At 70.2% G+C, this 26,672-nt stretch carries 30 protein-coding genes; 19 read left to right on the top strand and 11 right to left on the bottom strand.

The features are described from left to right. Positions 1–85 precede the first annotated feature (85 nt). Both ASF27_RS13620 and ASF27_RS13615 read left to right on the top strand, forming a co-directional pair. On the top strand, positions 86–307 hold the full coding sequence (locus ASF27_RS13620; RefSeq protein ID WP_056172612.1) for a heavy metal-associated domain-containing protein: 222 nt from the start codon (positions 86–88) through the stop codon (positions 305–307). 237 nt (positions 308–544) lie between these two features. Beyond that, positions 545–2,218 carry a formate--tetrahydrofolate ligase gene (locus ASF27_RS13615; protein ID WP_056172609.1) on the top strand — a complete coding sequence of 558 codons (1,674 nt, stop codon included), beginning with the start codon at positions 545–547 and terminating at the stop codon, positions 2,216–2,218. A gap of 58 nt (positions 2,219–2,276) precedes the next feature. On the opposite strand, the gene ASF27_RS13610 is transcribed toward ASF27_RS13615, so the two are convergent. From ASF27_RS13610 to ASF27_RS13595, 4 genes are all read right to left on the bottom strand, one after another. Next, a complete protein-coding gene (locus ASF27_RS13610; RefSeq protein ID WP_056360773.1) occupies positions 2,277–2,693 on the bottom strand; it encodes a hypothetical protein in 417 nt (138 codons plus the stop codon). 153 nt (positions 2,694–2,846) lie between these two features. Continuing rightward, on the bottom strand, positions 2,847–3,542 hold the full coding sequence (locus ASF27_RS13605; RefSeq protein WP_056266775.1) for a uracil-DNA glycosylase: 696 nt from the start codon (positions 3,540–3,542) through the stop codon (positions 2,847–2,849). Between the two features lie 13 nt (positions 3,543–3,555). Continuing rightward, positions 3,556–5,079 (bottom strand): bifunctional UDP-sugar hydrolase/5'-nucleotidase, encoded by a 1,524-nt coding sequence (locus ASF27_RS13600; RefSeq protein ID WP_056172599.1) that lies wholly within the window; start codon positions 5,077–5,079, stop codon positions 3,556–3,558. Positions 5,080–5,152: 73 nt separating this feature from the next. Next, positions 5,153–6,106: a class I SAM-dependent methyltransferase gene (locus ASF27_RS13595; protein ID WP_056172597.1), complete on the bottom strand. Its 954-nt coding sequence runs from the start codon at positions 6,104–6,106 to the stop codon at positions 5,153–5,155. A 102-nt stretch (positions 6,107–6,208) separates the two neighbouring features. On the opposite strand from ASF27_RS13595, the gene hemH reads away from it, so the two are divergent. The 3 genes from hemH to hisG all read left to right on the top strand — a co-directional run bounded on the left by hemH (position 6,209) and on the right by hisG (position 9,516). After that, positions 6,209–7,282, top strand: coding sequence for a ferrochelatase (gene hemH, locus ASF27_RS13590; RefSeq protein WP_056360766.1), 1,074 nt, complete (start codon positions 6,209–6,211; stop codon positions 7,280–7,282). Between the two features lie 76 nt (positions 7,283–7,358). Then, positions 7,359–8,531: an ATP phosphoribosyltransferase regulatory subunit gene (locus tag ASF27_RS13585; RefSeq protein ID WP_056172592.1), complete on the top strand. Its 1,173-nt coding sequence runs from the start codon at positions 7,359–7,361 to the stop codon at positions 8,529–8,531. Positions 8,532–8,541: 10 nt separating this feature from the next. Next, positions 8,542–9,516, top strand: a complete 975-nt coding sequence (gene hisG / locus ASF27_RS13580) for an ATP phosphoribosyltransferase (RefSeq protein WP_056172589.1) — start codon at positions 8,542–8,544, stop codon at positions 9,514–9,516. 7 nt (positions 9,517–9,523) lie between these two features. Here the strand turns inward: hisG and ASF27_RS13575 are convergent, their stop codons facing one another. From ASF27_RS13575 to ASF27_RS13555, 5 genes are read right to left on the bottom strand one after another with little or no spacing between them, the layout of a single operon-like run. Further along, positions 9,524–9,874: a lysozyme inhibitor LprI family protein gene (locus tag ASF27_RS13575; RefSeq protein ID WP_056172585.1), complete on the bottom strand. Its 351-nt coding sequence runs from the start codon at positions 9,872–9,874 to the stop codon at positions 9,524–9,526. Between the two features lie 20 nt (positions 9,875–9,894). Further along, entirely contained in the window at positions 9,895–10,194 is a 300-nt protein-coding gene (locus tag ASF27_RS13570) for an addiction module antidote protein (RefSeq protein ID WP_056172582.1), read from the bottom strand. Positions 10,195–10,213: 19 nt separating this feature from the next. Next, positions 10,214–10,507, bottom strand: a complete 294-nt coding sequence (locus ASF27_RS13565) for a type II toxin-antitoxin system RelE/ParE family toxin (RefSeq protein ID WP_056360763.1) — start codon at positions 10,505–10,507, stop codon at positions 10,214–10,216. Between the two features lie 59 nt (positions 10,508–10,566). After that, entirely contained in the window at positions 10,567–11,016 is a 450-nt protein-coding gene (gene hemJ, locus ASF27_RS13560; RefSeq protein ID WP_056172579.1) for a protoporphyrinogen oxidase HemJ, read from the bottom strand. Further along, positions 11,016–12,146 carry a uroporphyrinogen decarboxylase gene (locus ASF27_RS13555; RefSeq protein ID WP_056360760.1) on the bottom strand — a complete coding sequence of 377 codons (1,131 nt, stop codon included), beginning with the start codon at positions 12,144–12,146 and terminating at the stop codon, positions 11,016–11,018. The genes hemJ and ASF27_RS13555 overlap by 1 nt, the downstream gene beginning before the upstream one ends. A gap of 518 nt (positions 12,147–12,664) precedes the next feature. Here ASF27_RS13555 and ASF27_RS13550 point away from each other — a divergent pair. The 14 genes from ASF27_RS13550 to ASF27_RS13485 all read left to right on the top strand — a co-directional run bounded on the left by ASF27_RS13550 (position 12,665) and on the right by ASF27_RS13485 (position 24,296). Continuing rightward, a complete protein-coding gene (locus ASF27_RS13550) occupies positions 12,665–13,495 on the top strand; it encodes a pyruvate, water dikinase regulatory protein (protein ID WP_056172573.1) in 831 nt (276 codons plus the stop codon). Positions 13,496–13,557: 62 nt separating this feature from the next. Then, positions 13,558–13,782, top strand: coding sequence for a hypothetical protein (locus tag ASF27_RS13545; protein WP_056172569.1), 225 nt, complete (start codon positions 13,558–13,560; stop codon positions 13,780–13,782). Between the two features lie 47 nt (positions 13,783–13,829). Further along, on the top strand, positions 13,830–14,450 hold the full coding sequence (locus ASF27_RS13540; RefSeq protein ID WP_056360759.1) for a Maf family protein: 621 nt from the start codon (positions 13,830–13,832) through the stop codon (positions 14,448–14,450). 29 nt (positions 14,451–14,479) lie between these two features. Next, entirely contained in the window at positions 14,480–15,409 is a 930-nt protein-coding gene (locus ASF27_RS13535; protein WP_056172564.1) for an AEC family transporter, read from the top strand. A gap of 161 nt (positions 15,410–15,570) precedes the next feature. Beyond that, positions 15,571–16,572, top strand: coding sequence for a cation diffusion facilitator family transporter (locus tag ASF27_RS13530; RefSeq protein ID WP_056360755.1), 1,002 nt, complete (start codon positions 15,571–15,573; stop codon positions 16,570–16,572). Further along, positions 16,569–17,432 (top strand): shikimate dehydrogenase, encoded by an 864-nt coding sequence (locus tag ASF27_RS13525; protein WP_056360752.1) that lies wholly within the window; start codon positions 16,569–16,571, stop codon positions 17,430–17,432. The genes ASF27_RS13530 and ASF27_RS13525 overlap by 4 nt, the downstream gene beginning before the upstream one ends. Beyond that, the gene (gene coaE, locus ASF27_RS13520) at positions 17,429–18,037 is read left to right on the top strand and encodes a dephospho-CoA kinase (protein ID WP_056266756.1); all 609 of its coding nucleotides are present in this window, start codon (positions 17,429–17,431) and stop codon (positions 18,035–18,037) included. The genes ASF27_RS13525 and coaE overlap by 4 nt, the downstream gene beginning before the upstream one ends. Positions 18,038–18,095: 58 nt before the next feature. Continuing rightward, complete coding sequence (gene dnaQ / locus ASF27_RS13515; protein WP_056172552.1) at positions 18,096–18,818, top strand: DNA polymerase III subunit epsilon; 723 nt, start codon at positions 18,096–18,098, stop codon at positions 18,816–18,818. A 3-nt stretch (positions 18,819–18,821) separates the two neighbouring features. Next, complete coding sequence (locus ASF27_RS13510) at positions 18,822–19,256, top strand: TIGR01244 family sulfur transferase (RefSeq protein ID WP_056266753.1); 435 nt, start codon at positions 18,822–18,824, stop codon at positions 19,254–19,256. 230 nt (positions 19,257–19,486) lie between these two features. Then, entirely contained in the window at positions 19,487–20,068 is a 582-nt protein-coding gene (msuE, locus tag ASF27_RS13505) for an FMN reductase (RefSeq protein WP_056172546.1), read from the top strand. Between the two features lie 102 nt (positions 20,069–20,170). Continuing rightward, positions 20,171–20,983, top strand: a complete 813-nt coding sequence (gene ssuC, locus ASF27_RS13500; protein WP_056172542.1) for an aliphatic sulfonate ABC transporter permease SsuC — start codon at positions 20,171–20,173, stop codon at positions 20,981–20,983. A gap of 47 nt (positions 20,984–21,030) precedes the next feature. After that, positions 21,031–21,882 carry an ATP-binding cassette domain-containing protein gene (locus ASF27_RS13495; protein WP_056306289.1) on the top strand — a complete coding sequence of 284 codons (852 nt, stop codon included), beginning with the start codon at positions 21,031–21,033 and terminating at the stop codon, positions 21,880–21,882. Positions 21,883–21,951: 69 nt separating this feature from the next. Next, positions 21,952–23,112, top strand: a complete 1,161-nt coding sequence (gene ssuD / locus ASF27_RS13490) for an FMNH2-dependent alkanesulfonate monooxygenase (RefSeq protein WP_056266749.1) — start codon at positions 21,952–21,954, stop codon at positions 23,110–23,112. Positions 23,113–23,303: 191 nt separating this feature from the next. Then, the gene (locus ASF27_RS13485) at positions 23,304–24,296 is read left to right on the top strand and encodes a sulfonate ABC transporter substrate-binding protein (RefSeq protein ID WP_056360750.1); all 993 of its coding nucleotides are present in this window, start codon (positions 23,304–23,306) and stop codon (positions 24,294–24,296) included. 95 nt (positions 24,297–24,391) lie between these two features. On the opposite strand, the gene hisS is transcribed toward ASF27_RS13485, so the two are convergent. Beyond that, on the bottom strand, positions 24,392–25,915 hold the full coding sequence (gene hisS, locus ASF27_RS13480) for a histidine--tRNA ligase (RefSeq protein ID WP_056306291.1): 1,524 nt from the start codon (positions 25,913–25,915) through the stop codon (positions 24,392–24,394). Positions 25,916–26,037: 122 nt separating this feature from the next. Further along, a complete protein-coding gene (locus ASF27_RS13475) occupies positions 26,038–26,523 on the bottom strand; it encodes a DUF3429 domain-containing protein (protein ID WP_056172524.1) in 486 nt (161 codons plus the stop codon). Between the last annotated feature and the right edge of the window lie 149 nt (positions 26,524–26,672).

Genomic DNA, 26,672 nt, shown 5'->3' with positions numbered 1-26,672 from the left:
GTGAAGTTCCCGTTCCCGCATCCTTTCTCCCGGGTCCGGCGAACCTCTCCCGGTGCGAGACACAGGACGATAGGGTCGAGACGCCATGGATGCGATGCAGTCGGACCTGCTGATGCAGGTGGATGGAATGACCTGCAACGGCTGCGCGGAGGCGGTGCGCCGGGCGATCCTGCACCTCGATCCCGCCGCGCGGGTGGCGGTGGACCTCGATCATGGCCGGGTCGCCGTCACCACCCGCGAGCACAGCGGGACGGTGGCCGAGGTCCTGACCCAGGCCGGCTACACCGCGACGGCCATGACGGGCTGATCCGGGGGTGAGCCCATCGAAGGCGCACCGATTCCAGGAACCGGCCGATCTCAAACGAAATTTTGTTCGCGCGTTGAAAATTTCCCAAGCGCTTTTCCTTGCCCCTTCCATCAAACTGGTGTGATCGGACACAGTGCAGTTCCGCGCGGCCGATCCGCGTGCGCCACACGGCGCCGGCACCGCACACGCCAAACGCGCGCCCTTCGGCGCGAAGAAAAAAATCGGGAGAGACGAGGCATGCCGTCAGACATCGAGATCGCCCGCGCGGCGACCCTGAAGCCGATCACCGAGGTCGCTGCCCGGATCGGCATCCCGGACGAGGCGCTTCACAATTACGGCCGGCACATCGCCAAGATCGATCACGATTTCATCAAGGGTCTGGAAGACAAGCCCGAGGGCAAGCTTGTCCTCGTCACCGCCATCAGCCCGACCCCGGCCGGCGAGGGCAAGACCACCACCACGGTGGGTCTCGGCGACGCGCTCAACCGCATCGGCAAGAAGACCGTGATGTGCCTGCGCGAGCCGTCGCTCGGCCCCTGCTTCGGCATGAAGGGGGGTGCTGCCGGCGGCGGTAAGGCCCAGGTCGTGCCGATGGAGCAGATCAACCTGCACTTCACCGGCGACTTCCACGCCATCACGTCGGCGCACTCACTGGCCGCCGCCCTCATCGACAACCACGTCTACTGGGCCAACGAGCTCAACATAGACGTGCGCCGCATCCACTGGCGCCGCGTGGTCGACATGAACGACCGGGCCCTGCGGTCGATCACCCAGTCGCTAGGCGGCGTCGCCAACGGCTTCCCGCGCGAGGACGGCTTCGACATCACCGTGGCGTCCGAAGTCATGGCGGTTTTCTGTCTCGCGCGCGACCTCGACGATCTCGAGGCGCGCCTCGGCCGCATCGTCATCGCCGAGACCCGCGACCGCAAGCCGGTGACCCTCAAGGACGTCAAGGCCACGGGCGCCATGACGGTGCTGCTCAAGGACGCCCTGCAGCCCAACCTCGTGCAGACCCTGGAGGGCAACCCCGCCCTGATCCACGGCGGCCCCTTCGCCAACATCGCCCATGGCTGCAACTCGGTCATCGCGACCCGCGCCGGGCTCAAGCTCGGCGACTACGTGGTCACCGAAGCCGGCTTCGGCGCGGATCTCGGGGCGGAGAAGTTCATCGACATCAAGTGCCGGCAGGCGGGCTTGAAGCCGTCCGCGGTGGTGATCGTCGCCACCGTGCGCGCCCTCAAGATGCACGGCGGCGTCTCGAAGAAGGAGCTCGGCTCCGAGAACCTCGGCGCCCTGGAAAAGGGCTTCGCCAACCTCGCCCGCCATGTCGCCAACGTGCGCAGCTTCGGCCTGCCGGTGGTCATCGGCGTCAACCACTTCTACGCCGACACCGATGCCGAGCACGCCAAGCTGAAGGAACTGTGCCGCGACCGGCTCCAGGTCGAGGCCATCACCTGCAAGCATTGGGCGGATGGCGGCGCCGGCGCCGAGGAACTGGCCCACGCCGTGGTGAAGCTGGCCGAGGGCGAGCAGAAGCCCCTGACCTTCGCGTACGAGACCGAGACCAAGCTCACCGACAAGGTCCGCACCATCGCGACGAAGCTCTACGGGGCCGCCGACATCCAGGTCGAATCCAAGGCCGCCACCAAGCTCGCCCAGTTCGAGAAGGACGGTTACGGCAACCTGCCCGTCTGCATGGCGAAGACCCAGTACTCGTTCTCCACCGACCCGAACCTGATGGGCGCCCCCGAGGGCCACGTCATCGCCGTGCGCGACGTGCGCCTCTCGGCGGGAGCCGGCTTCGTCGTGGTGATCTGCGGAGAGATCATGACCATGCCGGGCCTGCCCAAGGTCCCGGCCTCGGAGGGCATCCACCTCGACGCCAACGGCCAGATCGAGGGCCTGTTCTAGCCTCGGACCGGACGGAGGCCCCTCGGGACCTCCGTCCGAACCCTACGGCATCCAGACCTTACTGCGCGGGCTTCGGCGCGGGCTCGGCCGGGGCGGCCTCGTTCGGGGCACCGGCCGGCATCGGCGGCAGCAGCACGTTCTTGGTGATGTTGCCCTCGGGGCCGTATTCGCCGGCCACCGCGAGGCACGCCGTCTCGCGGTTGAGCTGCATCTGGTTCGACATCATCGCGAAGATCGTCTGGACCCGGCCGCCGAACGGGCCGCGCGGGCCGACATCGGCGGCGCGCGTTCCCTGCTTCTCCAAGAGCGCCTCGAACTGTTCGGCACCGATGCGGTAGCCGCAGACATTGGCGGCGGCGAAGATGTAGGCGGCGAATTCGAGGGCCCGCGGCTGCGGGGCGTTGCGGATCTGGGCCTGCGCGACGGTCGGCAGGGCGAGCGCGAGACTCAGGGCGAGAAGGGGGCGTACGGGCATCGGGCGTTTCCTCGGGGTGCGGCGGCTTCTTAAATTCCGCTTATGCGCTCGACGGAAATAGACCGCCCGCCCCACTCCTCCAAGGGGGCGCGTCCAAGGAGCCGAGCCCAAGGGGGCACGGCCGAGGGGGTACGTCCGAGCGGCTGCGTCGCTTCAGTCCAAACGCCAGTCGATGGGCGCGACGCCCTGCGCCGTCAGCCAGGCATTCGCCGCCGCGAAGGGCTGGGAGCCGGGGAAATCCCGCTGGCGGTTCAGGGGCGAGGGATGGCCGGATTCGATGACGCCGTGGCGCGCGGTGTCGATGAGGGCGGCCCGCGCCCGGGCCTGCGCCCCCCACAGCAGGAACACCGCCGGCTCCGCCCGCTTCGAGACGGCTTCCACCGCCTGATCGGTGAGCGACGCCCAGCCGTAGCGCAAGTGAGCACCGGACTTGCCCTGCTCCACCGTGAGAGCCGAGTTCAGGAGCAGCACACCGCGGCGCGCCCACGGCGTGAGGTCGCCGGTCGTCGGCTTGGCCGGCGCGTCGGGGATTTCGGCCAGGATCACCTTGAGGGAGGCCGGCAGGCGCCGCGGGCCGACATAGGAGAAGGCCAGCCCGTTGGCATCGCCCGGCGTCGGGTACGGGTCCTGGCCGAGGATCACTGCCTTCACCTCGGTCAGCGGCGTCAGCGCCAGGGCGTTGAAGATGTTCTCCGGCGCCGGCAGCACGGTGACGCCCTCGGCGATGCGCTCATCGACCCGCATCGCCACGGTGTCGGCCGCGCCGCCTTCGAAGAACGGCAGGTCGAGCCAGGGCGAGCCCGAACGGCGAAAGCGCGCGAGGGCATCGGCGACGGGGCCTGAACTCATCGGCAGGGGATCCTCAACGCGTCAGGATGCGCCCCTCGGACGGAACGGACAGGGGCGCGTTGGTCCGGATGTAGGCCATCACCGCATTGGCGACGAGGGTGCCGTCGGTGCCGCCGACGAGGGTGCGTCCCTTGGACAGGGCGCCGTAGCCGTTGCCGCCATCGTACAGGAAGTTGTTCGAGCCCACGGTGTAGGTCCTGTCGGGGTCGAGGGGCACGCCCCCATGGCTCAGGGCGACGATGCGGGCCCCGACCGGGGCCGTCGGATCGACGGTGACGACGAGGCCCGAGACCTGCGGGAAGCGCCCGGCGGGACGGCCGAATTCCGAGACGCCCGTCTCCAGGAGGCCGCGGATCTGCGCGCCGGTGAGCGCGACGAGAACCGTTGTGTTGCCGAAGGGCAGTTCCAGCAGGATGTCGCGGCGCGTCAGCACCCGGCCGGCCGGGTACAGGGTGTCGCCCCGGATGCCGCCGCCGTTGACGATGGCCAGATCGGCTCCCGTGCTCGCCCGCACGGCATCGGCGACGAGGTTGCCGAAGCTGGCCTCCCGCGCGCGCACGGCGGCGATGCGGCTGTCGAGGGGCAGGCGCGTCTCGCCGACCGCGACGTCGAGTTCGCGCGACAGGTCCCCTTCGAGTCGCCGCACCACCGCCAGGGTCTCGGGGTCGGGAACGACGCGTGCCGAATCGTGGACGCGAAAGCTCGGGCGCCAGGTCACCGTCCGGGCTTTCCCCGATCCCGTCACTTGGACGGTCACGTCGATGGCGGTGACGAAATGGGCGTCGAAGCTCGATTCGACCATGACGGTCTGGCCGTCGTACCGGAGTGCCAGATCGTGGTCGTGGCCCGACAGCAGGATGTCGACGAGGCGGCCTGCGACGATGGCCTCGTCCGTCGCCCGGCCCGTGTGACAGACCCCGACCACGAGGTCGGCGCCCTCGGCGCGGAGCGTTTGCGCCTCGCGCGCCAGGGTTTCGAGTTCGGGGGCGAAGCGCAGGTCGCCCGACTGCGACTTGTCCGGCGTGCTGGCCAGCGCGATGCCGACGATCCCGACCCGGATGCCGCCCAGCGTCACGAGGGTCCGGTCGCGCACCCCGCGCAAGGGGCGCCCGGCGCCATCGCGCAGATTGGCGGCGAACACCGGAAAGTTCGCCTCGCCCATGCGCCGGGCGAAGATCGCCGGCCCGAAATCGAACTCGTGATTGCCCGGCACGAACACGTCGGGCGGCGCGATGTTGAGGAGTTCGACGATGTGGGCGCCCTGGTCGAAGCCCGACATCAGGGACGGGGAGAGCGTGTCGCCCGCATGGGCGTAGAGGAGCGGCACGCCGCGCGCGCGCTCGGCCTTCACGATGGCGTTGAGCCGGGCGAAGCCCCCGCGACCCTCGGTTTCCGACATCCGGTAGAGGTCGTTGACGAGGAGCAGGGTGAAGGTCGGCTCGGGCGCGGTGGAGGCCGCCCGGGCATCGTGTATCCCGGCGGCGAGGCCTGCGCCGACCCCGAGGCCGAAGGTCTGGCGGCGGCTGGGGCGCGGCATGGGGTCGGTCTCGGTGGTGGCGTCGGGAGACTTTCCTTCTAGGACAGCTCCCGCGACGCGACGACGACGGTTCTCAGCGCGCCACGAAGGTGTCGCGCACGGCCTTGGCGTTCCGGCGCAGCATCGGCCAGATCCAGGCGCCGGAGGCGAGGTAGGCCCCCGCCGGCATCGGCTTCAGGTCGATGGCGAGGCGCTCGGCGAGGCCCGGCACGGCCAGGGCCCCCATGGGCGCGTCGGTCCGGGCGTAGACCACCGTGGTGTCCTCACGCCAATAGTCCGGATGCGGCACGAGGCCGGCTCGGCGCGCCGTGAGGTCGAAGGTCTCCCGCACGAAGCCGTGGACGTGGGCGAAGTGGAAGCGCTCGTGCGGCGGCTTGCCCGTCGCGGCCATGTTGGGCACCGCCGCGTAGAGCACCCCGTCGGGTTTCAGCCAGCGCGACAGGCGTGCCATCACGTCGGCGGGGTCGCGCAGGTGCTCCATGACGTGGTGGGTGGTGATCACGTCGAAATGCCCGGCCGGGAAGCGGGCGTCGTCGGCATCGTCCAGCACCTCGACGCCGTGCTGCGTGCGGGCATAGTTGGCGTAATCCCGCCCTGGCTCGACGCCCACGGCCTCGCAGCCCTTGGCCCGCACGGCCGCCAGGAACTCGCCCGAGCCCGAGCCGAAATCGAGGACGCGGGCGCCGGCTTTCAGCTTCGGCGCCAGGAGATTGGCGCGGAACGTCGCCTCGCGGGCCGAGCGGTTGAGGTGGTTGCGCGGGGGGCCGCCGGCGAAGGCGAGCTGATAATCGGCCCGGTAGGCCGTCGCGTAATAATCCGCCAGCTCCGCCGGGGTCGGCATCGGGTCCGTGCGGATGAGGCCGCATTGCTCGCAGGCGATGGAGCGCAGGGTCTTCAGGCGCCGGTCGGTCTCCGCCACCGTCACGCTGCGCGTCGAGCCGCAGAGATTGCAGGCGGTCGGGGCACCCGTATAGGGATAGCCGGTGAACGGCATGAAGTGGTTGAAGAAGTACCGGGGAGACGGCATGTCGCGCCCTAATCCATCGGGTGATGCTGGCAGGCCGCCTGCTCTAGATAGATATCCCCGTTTGCACAACTTTTCCGCCCCTGCGGCGATTCCGGAAACCCGATGACCGAACGCGTCGCCCCGACGTCCCTGCAGGACAGCATGCCGCTCCAGACCAGCACCGCACCGCTCCCCGCCGAGCATCCGCCCGTGCGCTGGGGCCGCATCGGCGTGCTCCTGACCAATCTCGGCACGCCCGAGGGCACGAGCTACTGGCCCATGCGCCGCTACCTCAAGGAGTTCCTGTCGGACCGCCGGGTGATCGAGGTGCCGCGCCTGATCTGGTGGCCGCTGCTCAACCTCATCATCCTGACGAAGCGCCCGGGGCCGAAGGGCCGCGACTACGCGAGCGTGTGGAACAACGAGCGCGACGAGGGACCGCTGAAGACCATCACCCGGGGCCAGGCCGAGGGTCTTCAGGCGGCCATGGGCGACCAAGTCGTGGTCGATTGGGCCATGCGTTACGGCAAGCCCGAGATGGACAAGCGCATCCGGGCGCTCCTCGACCAGGGCTGCGACCGCATCCTCCTCGTGCCGCTCTATCCGCAATACGCCGCCGCCACCTCGGCCACCGCCTGCGACCAGGCGTTCAAGGCCCTGATGAAGATGCGCTGGCAGCCGACCTTGAGGGTCTCGGCGCCCTATCACGACGATCCGGTCTACATCGACGCCATCGCCACCTCGATCCGCGAGGGGCTGGCCAAGCTCGACTTCGAGCCCGAGGTGATCCTGACCTCGTTCCATGGGGTGCCGAAGAGCTACCTCCTCAAGGGCGACCCCTACCATTGCCAGTGCGTGAAGACCGGCCGCCTCGTGCGGGAAGCCCTCGGCTTCTCGACGGACAAGATGCGCACCACCTTCCAGTCGCGCTTCGGCAACGAGGAATGGCTGCGCCCCTACACCGACGAGACCGTGCAGGAGCTGGCCAAAAGCGGCGTGAAGCGCATGGCCATCGTGGCACCGGGCTTCTCGGCCGATTGTCTCGAGACCCTGGAAGAGCTCGACGGCGAGAACCGGCACTATTTCGAGGACAATGGCGGCGAGCGCTTCGCCTACATCCCGTGCCTCAACGACGGCGCATTGGGCCTCAAGGTGATCGAGACCGTGGTCCGGCGCGAATTGCAGGGCTGGCTCTAGTCGCCACGGTCGATACGACGGTCGCCAAGCCGGATTCCGGTTGCTACGAGGGCGCGATGACGAGGCGGGCGGACCCATGATGAACCCGGAACCCGGCGGCGCGATCGCCGGCGGACGATCGCACGGCACGGCGCGCCTGCTCGCCCAGTTCGCGGATGCGGGCTACGGCGCCGTGACCCCGCCGGTGCTTCAGCCCGTGGAGCCGTTCCTCGAACTGTCGGGCGAGGACATTCGCCGCCGCATCTTCGTGACCCAGGATGCCGGCGGCGCCGAGTTGTGCCTGCGGCCGGAATTCACGATTCCGGTCTGTCGCCACCACCTCGCGCACGGCGCCGGGGGATCGGCCGATTACAGCTATTGCGGGCCGGTGTTCCGCCTCGGGCGCGAGGAGCCGGACGAGTTCCTCCAGGCGGGCATCGAATCCATCGGCCGCACCGACGTTCCGGCGGCGGATGCCGAGGTCCTCGGCCTCGCCCTGGAGGGCCTTTCCGCCCTGGGCCGCAGCGACGTCGCCGTGCGGCTGGGCGACATGGGTCTCCTCGACGCGCTCCTCGACGCGCTGGCCGTGCCCCCGGCCGCCAAGCGCCGGACCCTGCGGGCCATCGCGGCCGGCCGGTCGCTCGACGAGGTCACCAACGGCGTGCGCCAGGAGGATCCCCATGCGGGCCTCCTCGCGGCGATCCAGGGCCAGGACCCCAGGGGGGTGCGCGCCTTCGTGGAGGACGTGCTGTCCATCGCGGGCATCTCGCGGGTCGGCGGACGCAGCGCCGGCGAGATCGCCGAGCGCTTCCTGTCGAAGGCCGCCGCCCAGGCGAGCGGCGGCGCCGGCCTCAACCCGGAGAACCGCGCCCTCGTCGAGCGCTACCGCGCCATCGCGGGCGATCCCGACGCGGCGGCACTCGCCATGCGCGAGCTCATCCGCACGGCCGGCCTCGACCATCCGCCCCTCGAGGCGGCGCTCGGTCTGTTCGAGGAGCGCACGGGCTTCATGGCGGCGCGGGGACTGTCCGTCGAGCGCTTCGCCTTCTCGGGCGGGTTCGCGCGCAACCTCGACTACTACACCGGCTTCATCTTCGAGGTGACGGCGGCAGGCCCCTCCGGGCCGCCCCTCGTCGGCGGTGGCCGCTACGACGGCCTCCTGCAGCATCTCGGCAGTCCGATCCCGGTGCCGGCCGTCGGCTGCGCCGTCTGGCTCTCGCGGGTCGCCCCTTCCGACACCTCCCAAACATCCGACACTTCCCACCCGTGAGCCGGCGCCGATGACCGATCCCCTCGTCCTCGCCGTGCCCTCCAAGGGGCGCCTGCAGGAGAACGCCGCCGCCTTCTTCGCCCGCGCCGGACTGAAGCTCGCGCAGAACACCGGTGCTCGCGACTATCGCGGCAAGCTCGTCGGCGTGCCGGGCGTCGAGGTCCGCTACCTCTCGGCGTCCGAGATCGCGGCGCAACTGGCCTCGGGCGCGGCCCATCTCGGCATCACCGGCGAGGATCTCATCCGCGAATCCCTGCCCGAGGCGCGCGGCCAGGTCGAATTGCTGACCCCGCTGGGCTTCGGCCAAGCCACCGTCGTGGTCGCCGTGCCCCAGGCCTGGATCGACGTGCGGGCCATGAGCGACCTCGACGAGGTCGCGGCCGAGATGCGGGTGCGCCACGGCAAGCGCCTGCGCATCGCCACGAAATACGTGAACCTCACCCGGCGGTTCTTCGCCGAGCACGGGGTCGCGGATTACCGCATCGTCGAGAGTCTCGGCGCCACCGAGGGCGCGCCGGCGGCGGGCTCGGCCGAGATCATCGTCGACATCACCACCACGGGCGCGACGCTGGCCGCCAACGCCCTGAAGATCCTCGACGACGGGATCATCCTGCGCTCGGAGGCGAACCTCGTCGCCTCCCTCAACGCCGCCTGGGGCCCGAGCCCGCGCAACGCCCTGCGGGCCGTGCTCGGCCGCATCCAGGCCGAGGAGCGGGCCCGCACCACCCGCGAGGTCCGCGCCGCCATGCCGGACGACGGCGACATCGATCTCGCCGGCATCTCCGCCCTGCACGACGCCGAACTGCCCTACGGCGCCCCCGAGGGACGGGGCGAGATGGTGCTGCACTGCCCCGTCGACGCGGTGTTCGATCTGGCCGACGCCCTGGTGAAGGCCGGAGCCGGCTCGGTCAGCGTGCGCAAGATCGATTACGCCTTCACGCCGGACAACCCGCTGATGGACCGGCTTCTCGCCCGTTTGGGTTGAGGGCGCCTCAGAGCGGCCCCTGCTTGGCGAATTCCGAGAACACCGCCCGCAGGGTCTTCAGACGGGCGTCGTAGGCCTGCGTGAGACAGGCGACGTCCGCCTCGCAAGCGCGGCGCTCGGCGAGCCACGTTTCCTGGTCCTCGCGCAGCTTGGCGTTGCCGCCCATGGGCAGCATGGCGCGCAGGATCTCGAAGCGGGTGGCCATCTCCACGTCGCGGTCGTTGAGGACGAGGGTGGCGCAGATGGCCTTCTCGTCGGCCGCCTCGGCCTTGTCGCACGGGAAGCTCGCGGCCTGCGCGGTCGTCGCGACGAGGGCCAGGGTCATCCCGGCGAGGGCAGCGGACAGGATCGGGGACATGGCGGTCCTTGAGGCGGGGGTCAGGTCGCTGCGGGGGTGATGGGTTTGACGCTCAGCTGCAGCCCAAGGGCCTTCAAAACTCCCATCAACGTGGTGAGTTCAGGGTTTCCCTTGTCGGAGAGCGCCCGGTACAGGCTTTCGCGCGAACGCCCGGTCTCCCTGGCGATCTGAGCCATGCCCCGCGCGCGCGCGATGTCTCCTAGGGTCGCCGCAAGCAGTGCGGGGTCGCCATCGTCGATGACAGCTTCGATGTAGAGTGCGATGCGTTCCGGAGTGTCGAGATACTCGGCCACGTCCCAGGGCTTCAGTTCGATGGTCATAGCTTTACCCTACCAACGATCATCGCAGTTCGCGCGCCAGCCGCTTCGCGGTCTCGATGTCCCGCGCCTGTGTTGATTTTTCGCCGCCGCAGAGAAGGATCGTGATGTCCGAACCGGTCCGCCGGAAATAGACTCGATAGCCCGGTCCGTAAGCGATCCGCATTTCACTGACGCCCTCACCGACCGGTTTGACATCCCCCGGATTGTCCAGTTCGAGCCGCCTGATCCGAACGGCGATCCGGGTCAGCGCGCGATCGTCGCGAAGGGCATCGAACCATGCGACGAAATTCGGATGCCGGAGAATAGTCGCCACGATCTTTTGTAGCTTTTAAGCGACTCCCTTACAAGTAGACCAAGGGTAGGTCCGGCGGATCACCCCCACAGCCCCGGCTTCACCACCACCAGCACGACGATGGCGACCATCAGGAGGGTCGGTCCTTCGTTGAGCACCCGGTAGAACTTGTGGCCGCGCGTATTCCGGTCGGCGGCGAAATCCTTGACCATGCGGGCGAGCCAGCCGTGGATGCCGCTCATGGCGAGCACGAGGGCGACCTTCGCCTGGAGCCAGCCGGCGGCGTAGTAGCCGCTCTGCCAGACGAGGATCAGCCCGAAGATCCAGGTGGCGATCATGGCCGGCGTCATGATCGCCTTGAGGAGCCGCCGCTCCATCACCTTGAAGGTCTCGGACTGCGCCTGCGCGTGCGGTCCGGGCACCAGGGAGGCGTGGTAGACGAACAGGCGCGGCAGATAGAGCATCGCCGCCATCCACGAGATGACGGCGACGACGTGGAGCGCCTTGATCCAGAGGTAGAGGCCGTCCATCAGCCGCGAAGCCGCTTCAGCATCTGCTCGACATGGGCGATGGGCGTCTGCGGCGTGATGCCGTGGCCGAGGTTGAAGATGTGCGGCAGGCCATCCGTCGCCGCCAGCACGCCGTCCACGGCGGCGTCCAGGGCCGCTCCGCCCTCGATGAGGGTCTCGGGGTGGACATTGCCCTGGGTGACCGTGGTGGCCGGCACACGGCCCCTGAGCGCCGCCAGATCCACCGACCAGTCGACGCCCACGGCATCGGCCGCCGTCTCCGGCACCACACGGGCGTGGCCGTCGAGGCCCGAGCCCCGGGCGAACACGATGATCTTCGCGCCCGGCACCCGGGCGCGCACGCCGGCGATCATCCGGGCGATGGGCTGGAGCGACCAGCGGGTCAGGGCGTCGCGCGGGGTGCCCTCCGGCAGGGCGCTCTCGGCGACCTCGTTGACGGGCGCTTCCTCCGGTTCGGAGGCGCCGCGCACGTCGGGCAGCGACCCGGCATGGGATTCGAAGATCTGCACGGCGTCGGCCCCGGCCTCGAGCTGGCGCACGAGGTACTCGGTCTGCACGGTGACGAGACGGTCGATGAGCGCTTCGACGAGGGCCGTGTCGTGGCGGGCGAGCGCCCGCGACGGCGCAAGGTCGGGCGTGCCGCGTCCACCGATCATGTAGCTCGCCACCGTCCAGGGCGCGCCGCAGAAACCCAGCAGCGTGGTCTCATGGGGAAGCTCGGCACGGAGCCGCCGCACCGTCTCGAAGACGGGGGCCAGATGCGAAAAGATCGCCGGATCGTCGGCCTGGCGCAGGCGCTCGAACTCGGCCCGGCCGGCGAGTGGATCGAGGCGCGGCCCCTCGCCCTCGACGAAGCGTACGTCCTGGCCGAGGGCATCGGGGATCACGAGGATGTCGGAGAACAGGATCGACGCCTCGAAGCCGAAGCGCTGGATCGGCTGGAGGGTGACCTCGGTGGCGAAATCCGGGTTGTAGCAGAGGTCGAGGAACGAGCCGGCCTTCGCCCTGACTTCCCGGTACTCGGGAAGGTAGCGGCCGGCCTGACGCATCATCCAGGCGGGGGGGCGCTTCTGCGCCTCGCCCGAGAGCACCCGCAGGACCACGCGGTCCGCCCCATCACCCTGGCTCATCCGATCTCCGACACCCAAACCCCGTGACCGGTATGTAGCACCGATGGCCCGGCTGTCTCCCCCTCGAAAACCGTTCTGATCTCCGCTCGAGGAAGTCGCGACGGATCGATCCCCACACGGCCCTTCTAAAAGGAAAGAGAGATTCTAGGACTCTGTTTTTTCTTTTAGAGGGCTGGATGACGGGAGCGGAAAAGCGTCCACAGGCCGTCCCCGCCGCCACGGCGTTAAGAGGGCTTTAACGGATTGCGAGCAATGTCCCGGATAGACGATGCCGGACAGTGCCTTGCGAGGCGCTCCGCGCGGCTGGGCGCCGGTCGGTCCCTGATTCTCCCAGAACCGCGTCCGGTCGACGTGCGTCGGACGGCGTGTGGACGCGAGAGTCGACAACACGGGGTGGGTCCTGCCTGGACCACGGTGACGAGCCGGCTTATCCACATTCATCGACTCCCCCAAGGCGCAAGCGGTGGACAAGGCCGGCACGCTCCTTGTCTCCTGATTCCGAGGAGACAGAGTTCTCGATGAGCCGCAGCTACTTCCACCTCCACCTCGTGTCGGATTCCACCGGCGAGACCCTGATCAACGTGGGCCGCGCGGCGGCCGCGCAGTACGAGGGCGTCTCGGCCATCGAGCACGTCTACCCCCTGGTGCGCTCGGGTCCGCAGCTCGAACGGGTGATCTCCGAGATCGAGGCGGCGCCCGGCCTCGTGCTCTACACCCTGGTCGGCCACGACCTCACCGAGCGCCTGGAGGCGGCCTGCCGCGAGACCGGCTCGCCGTGCCTGTCCGTGCTCCAGCCCGTGCACGCCCTGCTGCAATCCTACCTCGGCGCGGATTCGACGGCCCGACCGGGCGCGCAGCACATGCTCAACGCCGAGTACTTCAAGCGCATCGACGCCATGAACTTCACCCTGGCGCACGACGACGGCAATCTGCCCCTCGATGTCGACGAGGCCGACGTGATCCTGGTGGGCGTCAGCCGCACCTCGAAGACGCCGACCGCCATCTACCTCGCCAACCGCGGCCTCAAGACCGCGAACTTTCCCCTGGTGCCCGGCATGCCGCTGCCGGCCTCCCTGGAGAACGCGCGAAAGCCGCTCCTCGTCGGGCTGCTGGCAAGCCCCGAGCGCATCGTGCAGATCCGCCAGAACCGGCTCCTCAGCCTCAAGGCCGACGATTCCTCCCTCTACGTCGACCGCTCGGCCGTGGCCGACGAGATCGCGGCGTGCCGGCGCCTGTGCACCAAGCACCGCTGGCCGACCATCGACGTGACGCGCCGCTCCATCGAGGAGACCGCCGCGGCGATCCTCGACCTGCACCGCGAGCACCGGCTGAAGTTCATCGCCACCTGAGGGCGCGAACCAACGGGAACCCACGCGGGTTGACCCTGCGATCCGTCACTTCAGGATGCCCGATGCCCAACCGTCTCGCCTGCGCCGCTCTCTTCGCTCTGATCGTCGGCACGTCCGTCTCCCCGGCGCAAGCCGGCCGGGCGCAGGATTACCAGTACCGCAACAAGAGCCACAAATATTCCTGCCGGCCGCCTCTCAAGTTCGCGGCGGGCGCCTGCGTCGCCAGATGCCCGGGCGGGTTCCAGGACAACGGCCGGTACTGCCGCTTCCGCAGCATGCGCCGCTGAAATCGAGCGCATCTTGTCGGGGCGCGGCGATCCGTGACACTGGAGCGATGGATTCCCCCTCCCCGCTATGGCGCGGCGCCGCGCCGCTCCTCCTCGCCTCCACCAGCCCGACCCGGCGCGCGCTCCTCGCTGGGGCTGGCCTCACCGTCGAAACCGAAAGCCCCGGTGTCGACGAGCGCGCCATCGAGGCCGCTTGTGCGGGGCTCGCTCCGTCCGACCTCGCCCTGCGTCTCGCCCTCGCCAAGGCCGAGGCGGTGGCCGCCCGTGCGCCGGGCCGGATCGTCGTCGGGGCCGATCAGGTGCTCGCCTGCGACGGCGTCGTGTTCCACAAGCCCGCCGACGCGGCGGTCGCCCGTGCGCAGCTCGCGCGTCTCGCCGGGCGCACCCACCACCTGCATTCCGCCGTGGCCCTGATCGACGGGGTGCACGCGCCAGACACCTTCGTCGAGACGGCGCACCTCACCTTGCGGCCCCTCGATGCGGCGTCCATCGCGGCCTACGTGGCGCTCGCGGGACCCGGCGCCATGTCGAGCGTCGGCGCCTACCAGCTCGAGGGCCTCGGCATCCATCTGTTCGCGGAGGTCGCGGGCGACCACACCACCATCCTGGGCCTGCCCCTGCTGCCCCTGCTCGCCCGCCTGCGCGCCCGACGGCTCCTGGCGTTCTAGATGCCCGCTCCGGTCTCAGGCGGCCCGCGATGATCGGGTCCGTCCTCCTCGCCCTGGTGCCCATCGGCTTACTGATCGCGCTGGGCGCCACATTGCGCCGCGTCGGCTTCCTCGGCGAGGGCTTCTGGCCCCAGGCCGAACGCCTCAGCTACTACGTGCTGCTGCCGTCCCTGATGGTGCACGGGCTCACGACGGCGCGGCTGGACGGCGTGCCGGTGCTGGCCCTGGTCGTGGTGCTGGTGGTCTCCACCTGCGCGGTCGCGGCGATCCTGCTCCTGGCGCGATCACGCCTCGGCTTCCAGGGGGCGTCCTTCACCTCGGTGTTCCAGGGCGGCATCCGCTTCAACAACTACGTCGGCGTCTCGGCGGCGATCGGGGTGTTCGGTGCGCAAGGGCTCGCCCTCGCGGCGGTGGCGAACGCCGCCATCGTGCCCACGGTGAACATCCTGTGCGTGCTCGTCTTCGCCCGCTTCGGCACCGGCGAACGGCCCGGACCGGCCGGCCTCGCCCGCCAGCTCGCCCTCAATCCCCTGGTGATCGCGTGCTTCGGTGGCATCCTCCTCCAGGCGTCGGGACTGCACCTCCCGCCGGGGATCGAGCCGATGCTCAAGGCGCTGGGGCAGGCGTCCCTGCCGCTGGGCCTGCTCTGTGTCGGAGCCGCCCTCGACCTGTCGGCGGCGCGGACCTGGATGCGCCCGGTCCTGGTGTCGTCGGCCGTCAAGTTCGTGCTGATGCCCGTGGCGACGGTGCTGGCCTGCCGCGCCGTCGGCCTCCACGGCCCCGCCGCCGTGACCGCCCTGATCTTCCAGGTTCTCCCCACCGCCTCGTCCTCCTACATCATGGCGCGCCAGCTCGGCGGCGACGCACCGCTGATGGCGGGGATCGTGGCGGTCCAGACCATCCTGGCCGGCCTCGCCATTCCGCTGGTCCTGACGGTGTTCCAGGGTTTCCTCGATTAGGCCTGGCTCGGCCGAGGCCATCGCGCGGACGGGACGACCGCGTCGTCATCCGCCCTGGATGGACCGACGGATCGCGGCTAAGGCCTCGTCGCGAGACGCCTCGCGCACAGGGTTTCTTCCCGGCCGCGACGGCGCCGCCGGGCAGCGCCACGGAGACCCCCATGGCCGGACACGACCACCCCCACGATCACGCCGGTCATGATCATGCGGGCCACGATCACGGGCATCGGCACAGCCACGGCGGGAGTCATCACGGCGGTGGCCATGGGGGTGGACACGTCCACGCCCCGGCCTCGTTCGGCCGGGCCTTCGCCATCGGCATCGTTCTCAACACCGGGTTCGTGATCGTCGAAGCCGGCTACGGCTTCGCCTCGCAATCCATGGCCCTCGTGGCCGATGCGGGCCACAACCTCTCCGACGTGCTCGGCCTCGTCGTCGCCTGGATCGCCTCGGTGCTGGTGAAGCGCGCTCCGAGCCCGCGCTTCACCTACGGGCTTCGCTCCTCCTCGATCCTCGCCGCCCTGTTCAACGCCGTGTTCCTGCTGGTCGCCACGGGCGCCATCATCTGGGAGGCGATCCTCCGGCTCCTGGCCCCCGAGCCCGTGGCGGGCGTCACCGTGATGGTGGTGGCCGGCATCGGTATCGTCATCAACGGCATCACCGCCTGGCTGTTCGCCTCCGGCAAGGGCAGCGACATCAACATCCGCGGCGCCTACCTGCACATGGTGGCGGATGCCGCCGTGTCCCTCGGGGTGGTGCTGGCCGGCCTCGCCATCGTGCTCACGGGAGCCGCGTGGATCGACCCCGCGGTCAGTCTCGCCATCGCCGGCCTCATCGTCTGGATGACCTGGGGCCTCCTGCGCGACAGCGTGATCATGGCCCTCTCGGCGGTGCCGCCGGGGATCGACCCGGAGGCCGTGCGCGGCTTCCTCCGTGCCCGGCCCGGGGTGTCGGCGCTCCACGATCTCCACATCTGGCCGATGAGCACCACCGAGATCGCGCTGACCGTCCACCTCGTCATGCCGGGGGGCCACCCGGGCAACGCCTTCCTGCTCGGCCTCGCCGAGGACTTGCGCAAGACCTTCGGCATCGGGCACGCGACGGTGCAGATCGAAGGGGCGGACGGCCCCGCCTGTATCCTGGCCTCGGAGGACGTGGTGTGACGAAGGCCTTCGTTGTCGGGCATCCCATCGCCCATTCGCGCTCGCCCCTGATCCACGGTCATTGGCTCGCCGAGCACGGGATCGCGGGGACCTACGCGCGCGTCGACGTGGCCCCGGACGCGTTCCCGGATTTCCTGTTGACCCTGCGCGAACACGGATTCGCTGGCGGCAACGTCACGATCCCGCACAAGGAGGCGGCCTCTCGCCTCGTAGACGCACTGACGCCGCGCGCGGAGAAGATCGGCGCGGTCAACACCGTGTTCTTCGACACGCACGGACGCCTGTGGGGGGACAACACCGACGCGCCGGGCTTCATCGCCCATCTCGACCGGAGTCTCGGCGCCGATTGGGTGGAGCGCACGGGCGGCGCCGCCCTTGTGCTCGGGGCCGGGGGCGCGGCCCGCGCCATCGTGGTCGGCCTGCTGGAGCGCGGCCTGAGCCGAATCCGGGTAGCCAACCGCACCCGCGCCCGGGCGGAGGCTCTCGTCGCCCTCGATCCAGATCGGGTCGCCGCTTGCGATTGGGCCGACCTGCCCGCCGCGCTCCCCGGAACCGGGCTGCTCGTCAACACCACCTCCCTCGGCATGGCGGGCCATGGCGCCCTCGATCTCGACCTGACGCCCCTGCCCGCCACGGCATGCGTCGCCGACATCGTCTACGTGCCCCTGGAGACGCCGTTGCTCGCCGCCGCCCGTGCCCGGGGCCTGGCCGCCGTCGACGGACTCGGGATGCTGCTGCATCAGGCGGTGCCGGGTTTCGCACGCTGGTTCGGCGTGCATCCGGCCGTGACGCCGGCCCTGCGCGAGCGCCTCGTCGCCGATATCGTCGGCCCAAAAGCCGGATCGAAGGCCGGTTCGTGAGCCGCCCCCTCGTCCTCGGCCTCACCGGCTCCATCGGCATGGGGAAATCCGCCACCGCCGCGATGTTTTCCGCACGCGGCGTTCCCGTCCACGATGCGGATGCGGCGGTCCATGCCCTCTACGCACCCGGCGGCGCGGCGGCCCACGCCATCGCGGAGGAATTTCCCGGTGTTCTGGCCCCGGACGGGTCCGTCGATCGCGAGCGGCTGCGCGGCGAAGTGCTCGGCCACCCGGAGCGCCTCGCCGCCCTGGAGCGGCTGGTCCATCCTCTGGCGCGCCGGGCCGGTGCCGATTTTCTCGCCGCCCACGCGCAGGCCCCCGTCGTCGTCCTCGACATCCCGCTCCTGTTCGAGACGGGCGGGGACGCGCGCTGCGACGCGGTCCTCGTCGTCACGGCGCCGGCCGAGGTTCAGCGCGAACGGGTGCTGGCCCGGCCCGGCATGGACGCGGCGACCTTCGCGTCGATCCTCGCCAAGCAGCTGCCCGACGCCGAGAAGCGCGCTCGGGCGGATTTCGTCCTCGATACCGGCCTCGGCTTCGCCCATGCCGAGGCCGAGGTCGATGCGATCCTGGACCGTCTGCGCGGGATGCCATCGCCGCCTTGAACCGGCCCGGTCTCCGGCGCATGGTCGTCGCGACCCCCGGCCCCATGGACCCCAAGCGATGCTGCGTGAGATCGTCCTCGACACCGAGACCACCGGCACCGACGCCAAGAACGGCGACCGCCTCATCGAGATCGGCTGCGTCGAGCTCATCAACCACGTGCAGACCGGCAAGGTCTTCCACAAACTCGTGAATCCCACCCGGCCGGTTTCCCAGGGCGCCTTCGGGGTGCACGGCATCTCGGATGCGATGCTGGCCGACAAGCCGCTCTTCGCCGACATCGTCGACGAGTTCCGCGACTTCTGCGGCGACTCCCCCCTGGTGATCCACAACGCGCCCTTCGACGTCGGCTTCCTCAACATGGAATACGCCCGCCTCGGCGCCGCGGCCCCACCGCCCATCGATCTCGCCGCCGTCATCGACACCCTGCAACTCGCGCGGCGCAAGCACACGGGCGCCTCCAACACCCTCGACGCCCTGTGCGTGCGCTACGGCATCGACACCACCCGGCGCACGAAGCACGGGGCGTTGCTCGATTCGCAGATCCTGGCGGAGGTCTATGTCGAGCTGCTCGGCGGCAAGCAGACCAGCCTCGGGCTCGCCGTCGCCGAAATTCCGGCCGAGACCGGGCCGGCGCTGGCCGAGGACGGTGCCCCCATCGGCCCGCGCCGCCTGCGCCACCGACTCACCCCGGACGAGAGCGCCCGCCACGCCGCCTTCCTCGCCACCCTCGGCCCGGCCTCCGTCTGGCGCGACTATCTCGGCGAAGACGGAACGGCCTGACCCATGCGCCTCACCCGAATCGACGACACCGTCTCGGTCGCGGGTCAGCCGGCCCTCGACGAGATCGCTGCGCTCGGACGCGCGGGCGTCACCACCCTGATCAACAACCGGCCGGACGGCGAGGAGCCCGGCCAGCCCGGCACTGAGGCCGAGGCCGCCGCCGCGCAGGAAGCGGGCCTCGCCTATCACCACCTGCCGGTGACGGGGGCCACCCTGGGGCGGCCCGAGATCGATGCGTTTCGCGCGAGCCTGCGAGCTGCCCCCGGTCCCGTCGTCGCCCATTGCCGCTCCGGCACGCGTTCCTTGACCCTCTACGCCCTCGCCGCGGTCCTCGACGGGCGCATGCGTCGCGACGCGGTGCTCGCCTTCGGCACCCGCCACGGCTTCGACCTGACGGGGGCCGTCGCCTGGCTCGATGCCAACGCACCCGACAGCTGAACCGTCCGCACCGATGGTGCAGTGCCCTCTCGGTTTCGGAGCCCCTCGGCCGCGGACAAAACAATATTCTCTTCTCGTCCGGGATCGAAGAGTGTTCGTCTTCGCTCTGGGGTATCTTTGAGGGAACGTTTCATTGACCGACGGGTGACCGTGGGACATCTTTTCGTGAATACAGAGTTGCTTCGAGCGACGCTGTCTGTCCTCCGAAAAGCTGTTCGATCGGAACATTCATGACCCGCCCCCGCATCGTCGGTTTCAGCGCGAACCTGCAGCGCCCCTCGAAGACGCGCAGCCTCGTCGAGGCTGTCGCCGCCCAGACCGAGACGCAGATCCAAGCCGAGATCCAGCTGTTCGACATGGTCGATGCCGGCACCGCCCTCGGCGCGGCCTGGTCGCGCCAGGACCTGTCCCTCCCGGCGCGCCGCATCGTCGAGGCCATCGAGGGCGCCGACGCCCTCATCGTCGGGTCGCCCGTCTACAAGGGCGCCTATACGGGCCTGTTCAAGCACCTGTTCGACCTCGTCGATCCGACGGCGCTCACGGGCAAGCCCGTGGCCATCGTCGCCACGGGCGGAGGCGCCCGCCATGCCCTCGTGGTCGAGCACGCCTTCCGGCCCCTGTTCGGATTCTTCGGGGCGCTCGCCCTGCCGACCGCCGTCTACGCGTCCGATGCCGACTTCACCGATGGGGCCCTGACGGATCCCGGCGTGCGCGCGCGGGTCTCCGATGCGGCGGGCCAGCTCGCGAGTCAGCTCATCCACGCCTCGGCCGCGCGTGGCGGCGTCCGTGCCGTGGCCGGCGCCGCCCGGTGATCCGAAGGCGGCCCCGCCCCGCATCGGCGCAGGCCTGACCCCGAGAAGCCCATCCGCGTCCGCGACGCCGTATGGGCGGTCCCTCCCAACGGCTGACATCCCATGGCAAGTCCCTCCCTTTCCGCGCCGCGGCTCTCCACGCGTCTGCGTGACGGCGCCGCCCAGCGCCTCGTTCCCTGGCTCCTGCCCCTCGGCATCGTGCTCGGCTGGCAGGCGGCGAGTTCGGCCGGCCTCGTCTCGACCCGGTTCATGCCGGCGCCCCTGGATGTGATCGCGGCGGGCTGGCAGCTCGGCCGCACGGGCGAACTCTGGGCCAACCTCTGGGTCAGCACCCTGCGGGCGCTGGCGGGCTTCGCCGTCGGCGGCGGCATCGGCTTCGCGCTCGGCCTCGCCAACGGCCTGTCGCGCGCCTCCGACCGGCTCACGGACACCACCGTGCAGATGGTGCGCAACGTGCCCCACCTGTCCCTCATTCCCCTGGTGATCCTGTGGTTCGGCATCGGCGAGGAGGCCAAGCTCTTCCTCGTGGCGCTCGGCGTGTTCTTCCCCGTCTACGCCAACACGCTGCACGGCATCCGCTCCGTCGATCCGCAGCTCGTGGAGATGGGCCGGGTCTACGGCCTGTCGTCGTGGAGCCTGTTCACCCGCGTGGTCCTGCCCGGCGCCCTGCCGTCGATCTTCGTCGGCCTGCGCTACGCGCTCGGCATCATGTGGCTGACCCTCATCGTCGCCGAGACCATCTCGGCTTCGTCGGGGCTCGGCTACATGGCCATGCAGGCACGCGAGTTCATGCTCGTCGATGTCGTGGTGCTGGCCATCGTGATCTATGCCGGCCTCGGCAAGCTCGCCGACGTGCTCACCCGCTGGCTCGAGCGCACCTGTCTCGCCTGGAATCCCGCCTACCGGACCGTCTGAGGCGCCGCCTCGCTCCAAGCCCTCGAAGAACTCCAACGGACCCGGCCATGACCGCCACCGCCCTGCGCGTCCACGACGCCGCGCCCGAAACCGTCCCCGTTCAGAAGCCCGCCGATCGGCCGGCGAAGGGTACCGCCCCCCGCGCCCGGCCGCCCGAGGCCACCGGCGGCCTCGCCGTCACCGTCCGCGACCTGTCGAAATCCTTCGACGGGCATACGGTCATCGCCGGCCTCGACCTCCATATCCCGGCCGGGCAGTTCGTGGCCGTCGTCGGCCGTTCGGGCTGCGGCAAGAGCACCTTGCTGCGCCTCATCCTCGGCCTGGAGCAGCCGAGCGCCGGCCGCGTCGTCCTCGAATCCGACGCCGTGCGGGCGCCCCCGAAGCGCATCATGTTCCAGGAGCCGCGCCTCCTGCCCTGGGCCAAGGTGGTGGACAACGTCGCGGTGGGCTTGGGCGAAACCGGCACCCGGGCCGAGCGCCGGGCGCGGGCCGCGAGCGCGCTGGCCGAGGTCGGCCTCACCGACAAGTCGGCCAACTGGCCCGCCACCCTGTCCGGCGGCCAGCGTCAGCGCGTGGCGCTCGCCCGCGCCCTCGTCTCCCGCCCCGGCCTGCTCGCCCTCGACGAGCCCCTCGGGGCCCTCGACGCCCTCACCCGCATCGACATGCAGGCGATGATCGAGGCGATCTGGCAGGCACAGGGCTTCACCGCCCTCCTCGTCACCCACGACGTCGCCGAGGCCGTGGCCATGGCCGACCGCATCCTCGTCGTCGAGAACGGGCACATCGCCCTCGACGTGAAGGTCGACGTGCCCCGCCCGCGCCGGCGCGGCGACCCGGACCTCGCGGCCCTCGAAGGCCGCATCCTCGACCATCTGCTTCAGAACCAAGCGCCGGCCTGAGCCGGGCATCCTACAGAACCAAGCGCCGGCTTCGGCCGCGCTTTCGCCCCTCATCCGAAAGAGTTTCCCATGACCGGTCAGACCGACGTCCTCTGGTTCCTGCCCACCCACGGCGACGGCCGCTACCTCGGTGCCCAGGAGGGCGCGCGCGCCGTCACGCTGCCGTATCTCCGCCAGATCGCGCAGGCGGCGGACGAGCTCGGCTATTATGGCGTGCTCCTACCCACGGGCCGCTCGTGCGAGGATTCCTGGGTGGTGGCCTCCGCCCTCGTCCCCCTGACCCAGCGCCTGCGCTTTCTCGTCGCCGTGCGCCCCGGCCTGCAGGAACCGGCCGTCGCCGCCCGCATGGCCGCCACCCTCGACCGGATCTCCGACGGCCGCCTCCTCATCAACGTGGTCACGGGCGGCGATCCGGTGGAGCTGCGCGGCGACGGCGTGTTCCTCGATCACGACGAGCGCTACGTCGTCACCGACGAGTTCCTGCACATCTGGCGCGGGCTGATGTCCGGCGAGACCGTCAGCTACGAAGGCAAGCACCTCAAGGTCGAGGAGGGCCGGGTGATCTTCCCGCCCGTGCAGAAGCCCTACCCGCCGCTGTATTTCGGCGGCTCCTCCCCCGCCGGCATCGAGGTCGCGGCCGAGCATTGCGAAGTCTACCTGACCTGGGGCGAGCCCCCGGCCGGCGTGGCCGAGAAGATCGCCAAGGCCAGGGAGGCCGCCGACCGGAAAGGCAAAACATTCTCGTACGGCATCCGCCTGCACGTCATCGTCCGCGAGACCGAGGGCGAGGCCTGGGCGGCCGCCGAGAACCTGATCTCGCGCCTCGACGACGAGACCATCGCCAAGGCGCAGGCCACCCTGAAGCGCCAGGATTCCGTCGGCCAGAGCCGGATGATGGCGCTCCACGGCGGCGACCGCACCAAGCTCGAGGTCTCGCCCAACCTCTGGGCCGGCGTCGGCCTCGTGCGCGGCGGCGCCGGCACCGCCCTCGTCGGCTCCGCGGATCAGGTCGCCGACCGGATGAAGGAGTATATCGATCTGGGCATCGATCGCTTCATCCTCTCGGGCTACCCGCACCTCGAGGAAGCCTACCGCTTCGCCGAACTCGTGTTCCCGAAGCTCCCCTTGCGCGCCACCACCGGCGTCGCCCCGAGCAACGCCCGCAACGACGGGCCCTTCGGCGAGGTGATGGCCAACGACATCGTGCCCCGCCGGGTGTCGGCGCACTGAGGACGCACCTCCCTTCCCCTTGCGGGGAGGGATCGAGGGTGGGGGTGGTTCCGCCGGCCTCCGCACAGTGAAGTCCTGGCTCGATGAGGAGCGCCCGGCCACCCCCACCTCCGACTCCTCCCCGCGAGGGGGAGGAACGCGCTTCCGGTGTCCACCGAATCCCGTCCCCTCCCCCTGTCGGAAGAACGTCCATGCCACGCGCCACCACCCATGCCCTCGTCGCCCCGAAAGTCCCATCCGTCGGCGCCTGGGCGTGGTTCGCCGCCGCCCTCGCGTTCCTGATGCTGTTCACCCTCCAGGCCCGGGCCGACGAGAAGGTGATCCGGATCGGCTACCAGAAGTACGGCACCCTCGTGCTCCTCAAGGGCAAGGGCCTGCTGGAGGAGCGTCTGAAGCCGCTCGGCTACCGCGTGACGTGGTCGGAATTCCCGTCGGGCCCGCCCCTGATGGAAGCGCTCAATGCCGGAGCCATCGATTTAGGCTCGGCCGGCGAGGCGCCGCCGATCTTCGCCCAGGCCGCGAGCCGCGATCTCGTCTACGTCGCTCACGAGCCGGCCGCGCCGCGGGGCGAAGCGATCCTCGTCGCCGCCGACAGCCCGATCCGCACCGTGGCCGACCTGCGCGGCCGGACCATCGCCCTCAACAAGGGCTCCAACGTCCACTACTTCCTCGTGCGTGCCCTCGAAGCGGCGGGCATCCCCTACGATGCGGTGAAGCTCGCCTTCCTCGGACCCGCCGACGCGGCGGCGGCCTTCGCCCGCGGCTCCGTCGACGCCTGGGCGATCTGGGACCCCTACCTCGCCTCCGGCGAGCGGGCGACGGGCGCACGCACCCTCGTCACCGGTGAGGGCCTCGTGCCGAACCGGCAGTTCTACCTCTCGCGCCGCCCCTTCGCCGACGCCGCCGTCAACCGCGCCGTCCTCGACACCACCCTGGCGGCCATCGGGACCATCGACGCCTGGGCCAAGGACAACACCGATGCGGTCGCGGCCGAACTCGCGCCGTCCGTGGGCATCCCGGCCCCGATCCTCACCGTCGCCCTCAAGCGCCTCACCTACGGGGTCACGCCCCTCGACGCCGGCACCGTGGCCGACCAGCAGGCCGTGGCCGACACCTTCCACCGCCTCGGCCTGCTGCCGAAGCCCTTGGTGGTCTCGGACGCCGTGTGGAAGCCCGGCAGCTAAAACCCGAATCCACACGGAGTGACCACGAAACGCGAAAGGGCGGGGGGATGCGTCCCCCCGCCCTTCCGCTTGGCATCGTTCACCGAGGCGGTGCCCTAGTAGTGTCGCGCCAGGACTTCGCGCACCCGCGCGACCATCTCGGCCTCCGGCACCGAGAACTGCGCCGGCCGGGCGGCCTTCCACTCGGCGTTGCTGCTGATGCCCTCGGCGGCCTTGGCGCCCTCGATGAGGTCCTTGATCTGGACCTCGCCGGCCTCGCGCTCGTTCGAGCCCTGGATGATGGCGCAGGGGGAACCCCGCCGGTCGGCGTACTTCATCTGCGCCTTCATGCCGGAGCCACCGAGGTAGAGCTCGGCCCGGATGCCTTCGCCGCGCAAGGCCGCGACGAGGCGCTGGTAATCGGCGATGTTTTCGCGGTCCAGCACCAGCACGACCACGGGGCCGGGCTTGCTTGTGCCCTCCAGGAGCGGGCTCCCGGTGAGCTGGAGCGCCGAGAACAGGCGCGAGACGCCGATGGAGAAGCCGGTGGCCGGCACCGGCTCCGAGCGGAACCGCCCGACGAGACCGTCGTAGCGCCCGCCGCCCGCCACCGAGCCGAAGCGCACGGTCTGGCCGTCCTCGTTCACGACCGGGAAGGTCAGCTCCGCCTCGTAGACCGGGCCGGTGTAGTATTCGAGGCCGCGCACCACGCTGGGGTCGGCGCGGATCCGGTCGAAACCGTAGCCGGCCGCCGCGCACAGGCGCATCATCGCGTGGAGTTCGGCGATCCCCTCGCGGCCGGTCACCGAATCGCCCACCACCTCGGTCCAGGTGCCGAAGAACTGCTCCCAGAACGCCATGCGGTCGGCGCCCTCCACGGGGGCGGACTGGAACGAGACGTAGGCGAGGATGCGCTCCACCGCCGCCGCATCGAGGCCGGCGCCCTTGGTGAAGTCGCCGCTCTCGTCCTTACGTCCGGCACCGAGAAGGTCGCGCACGCCGTCGGGCCCGAGGCGGTCGAGCTTGTCGATGGCGCGCAGCACGGTGAGGCGCTGGCCCGCCTTGTCGGCGCCCGCGAGGCCGATGGCCTCCATGACGCCGTCGAGCACCTTGCGGTTGTTCACCTTGACGACGAACTGGCCGGTGAGCCCGAGCTTCTCCAGGGTGTCAGCCATGAGCATGCAGATCTCGGCATCCGCCGCGACGGTGCCGGCCCCGACGATGTCGGCGTCGAACTGCATGAACTGGCGGAAGCGCCCCGGGCCGGGCTTCTCATTGCGGAAGACGTAGCCGGCGCGGAAGCTGCGGTAGGGCTTGGGGATGGAATCGAAATGCTCGGCGACGTGGCGGGCCAGCGGCGCCGTGAGGTCGTAGCGCAGCGACAGCCAGGATTCGTCGTCGTCCTGGAACGAGAACACGCCCTCGTTCGGCCGGTCGAGGTCGGGCAGGAACTTGCCGAGCGCCTCGGTGTATTCGACGAACGGGGTCTCGAGGGCCTCGAAGCCGTAGAGTTCGAAGCTCTGGCGGATCGTCTCCAGCATCCGGTGCTGGGCGGCGATCTCGTCCGCGCGGCGGTCGACGAACCCGCGCGGCAGGCGCGGCTTCAGGGTGTCGGCCTTGTTGGAATCGGCCTTGGCCATGGTGGTTTCGCTCTGCGGAGGGTTTTTGGGGGTTGCGCGGGCTCTATCGCGGGGGGGCCGGGGCGGCAAGCGCGGCCGGCATCACGAGCGCGGCCGGCACCCGGACCGAGTGCGGCGCCGGTCTACAGCTTCAGGGCGAGGAGCGCGCAAAGGCTCAGAATCGCGATGGGGATCTGGAGCGGACGCAGGCGCGCGAAGAACAGGGGCGCTTCGCCCCGGCGCGCCGCGATGGGATCGAGCACGGCGATCCCGGCGAATCCGACGATGAGCAGAATGAGCGCGGGGCCGGTCGCGCCGCCGGTCGTGAGCACGAGGGCGCAGAAGCCGAGGAGGAACAGGGCCAGCATCGTGGCGATCTGGACCCAGGTCGGACCGCCCTCCGTGCGGAAGCTAAGGCCGCGCCGGACGCCGGAGAGGAACAGCAGGATCGCGCAGCCCCACAGGGTGGTGAGGGACAGAGCCAGCTCGCCCCAGACCCCGCCGAGCCACCACGCGGCCGCCGCGCCCGCTGCGAAGGGCAGCATCGGTCCGTAGCCGAACACCACACTGAGCCACGGCACGGCCCCGGGCTCGGAGACGGTCAGTGTCCGGTTCTCCTGGTCCGTCATAGGCCCCTCCTGCGCGAAAGGCGGGTAACCGGCCGGGCGTCGTGCTGTTCCAGCTTCATTCCGGCACAGGACCACGGTCTGCGACGGGGACGATACGGCAAAGAAAAGCCCCGGCCGTGAGGCCGGGGCAAAAAGCGTTCGCTCGACGA

It is taken from the genome of Methylobacterium sp. Leaf102, from assembly GCF_001422425.1.
Classification (GTDB): Bacteria; Pseudomonadota; Alphaproteobacteria; order Rhizobiales; family Beijerinckiaceae; genus Methylobacterium.
Note: the sequence above shows the minus strand (reverse complement) of the source record. Positions and strands in the feature narration are given on the sequence as shown.

Coding starts and splice junctions, on each gene's coding strand:
- ASF27_RS13530 (WP_056360755.1), top strand. CDS start 15,571: ATGGCCGGACACGACCACCCCCACGATCACGCCGGTCATGATCATGCG.
- ASF27_RS13475 (WP_056172524.1), bottom strand. CDS start 26,523: ATGACGGACCAGGAGAACCGGACACTGACCGTCTCCGAGCCCGGGGCC.
- hisG (WP_056172589.1), top strand. CDS start 8,542: ATGACCGATCCCCTCGTCCTCGCCGTGCCCTCCAAGGGGCGCCTGCAG.
- ASF27_RS13545 (WP_056172569.1), top strand. CDS start 13,558: ATGCCCAACCGTCTCGCCTGCGCCGCTCTCTTCGCTCTGATCGTCGGC.
- ASF27_RS13610 (WP_056360773.1), bottom strand. CDS start 2,693: ATGCCCGTACGCCCCCTTCTCGCCCTGAGTCTCGCGCTCGCCCTGCCG.
- ASF27_RS13540 (WP_056360759.1), top strand. CDS start 13,830: ATGGATTCCCCCTCCCCGCTATGGCGCGGCGCCGCGCCGCTCCTCCTC.
- ASF27_RS13575 (WP_056172585.1), bottom strand. CDS start 9,874: ATGTCCCCGATCCTGTCCGCTGCCCTCGCCGGGATGACCCTGGCCCTC.
- hemH (WP_056360766.1), top strand. CDS start 6,209: ATGACCGAACGCGTCGCCCCGACGTCCCTGCAGGACAGCATGCCGCTC.
- ASF27_RS13600 (WP_056172599.1), bottom strand. CDS start 5,079: ATGCCGCGCCCCAGCCGCCGCCAGACCTTCGGCCTCGGGGTCGGCGCA.
- ASF27_RS13550 (WP_056172573.1), top strand. CDS start 12,665: ATGAGCCGCAGCTACTTCCACCTCCACCTCGTGTCGGATTCCACCGGC.
- ASF27_RS13495 (WP_056306289.1), top strand. CDS start 21,031: ATGACCGCCACCGCCCTGCGCGTCCACGACGCCGCGCCCGAAACCGTC.
- ASF27_RS13485 (WP_056360750.1), top strand. CDS start 23,304: ATGCCACGCGCCACCACCCATGCCCTCGTCGCCCCGAAAGTCCCATCC.
- ASF27_RS13620 (WP_056172612.1), top strand. CDS start 86: ATGGATGCGATGCAGTCGGACCTGCTGATGCAGGTGGATGGAATGACC.
- dnaQ (WP_056172552.1), top strand. CDS start 18,096: ATGCTGCGTGAGATCGTCCTCGACACCGAGACCACCGGCACCGACGCC.
- ASF27_RS13615 (WP_056172609.1), top strand. CDS start 545: ATGCCGTCAGACATCGAGATCGCCCGCGCGGCGACCCTGAAGCCGATC.
- ASF27_RS13555 (WP_056360760.1), bottom strand. CDS start 12,146: ATGAGCCAGGGTGATGGGGCGGACCGCGTGGTCCTGCGGGTGCTCTCG.
- hemJ (WP_056172579.1), bottom strand. CDS start 11,016: ATGGACGGCCTCTACCTCTGGATCAAGGCGCTCCACGTCGTCGCCGTC.
- ASF27_RS13605 (WP_056266775.1), bottom strand. CDS start 3,542: ATGAGTTCAGGCCCCGTCGCCGATGCCCTCGCGCGCTTTCGCCGTTCG.
- ASF27_RS13570 (WP_056172582.1), bottom strand. CDS start 10,194: ATGACCATCGAACTGAAGCCCTGGGACGTGGCCGAGTATCTCGACACT.
- ASF27_RS13595 (WP_056172597.1), bottom strand. CDS start 6,106: ATGCCGTCTCCCCGGTACTTCTTCAACCACTTCATGCCGTTCACCGGC.
- hisS (WP_056306291.1), bottom strand. CDS start 25,915: ATGGCCAAGGCCGATTCCAACAAGGCCGACACCCTGAAGCCGCGCCTG.
- ASF27_RS13510 (WP_056266753.1), top strand. CDS start 18,822: ATGCGCCTCACCCGAATCGACGACACCGTCTCGGTCGCGGGTCAGCCG.
- ssuD (WP_056266749.1), top strand. CDS start 21,952: ATGACCGGTCAGACCGACGTCCTCTGGTTCCTGCCCACCCACGGCGAC.
- ASF27_RS13535 (WP_056172564.1), top strand. CDS start 14,480: ATGATCGGGTCCGTCCTCCTCGCCCTGGTGCCCATCGGCTTACTGATC.
- ssuC (WP_056172542.1), top strand. CDS start 20,171: ATGGCAAGTCCCTCCCTTTCCGCGCCGCGGCTCTCCACGCGTCTGCGT.
- msuE (WP_056172546.1), top strand. CDS start 19,487: ATGACCCGCCCCCGCATCGTCGGTTTCAGCGCGAACCTGCAGCGCCCC.
- ASF27_RS13585 (WP_056172592.1), top strand. CDS start 7,359: ATGATGAACCCGGAACCCGGCGGCGCGATCGCCGGCGGACGATCGCAC.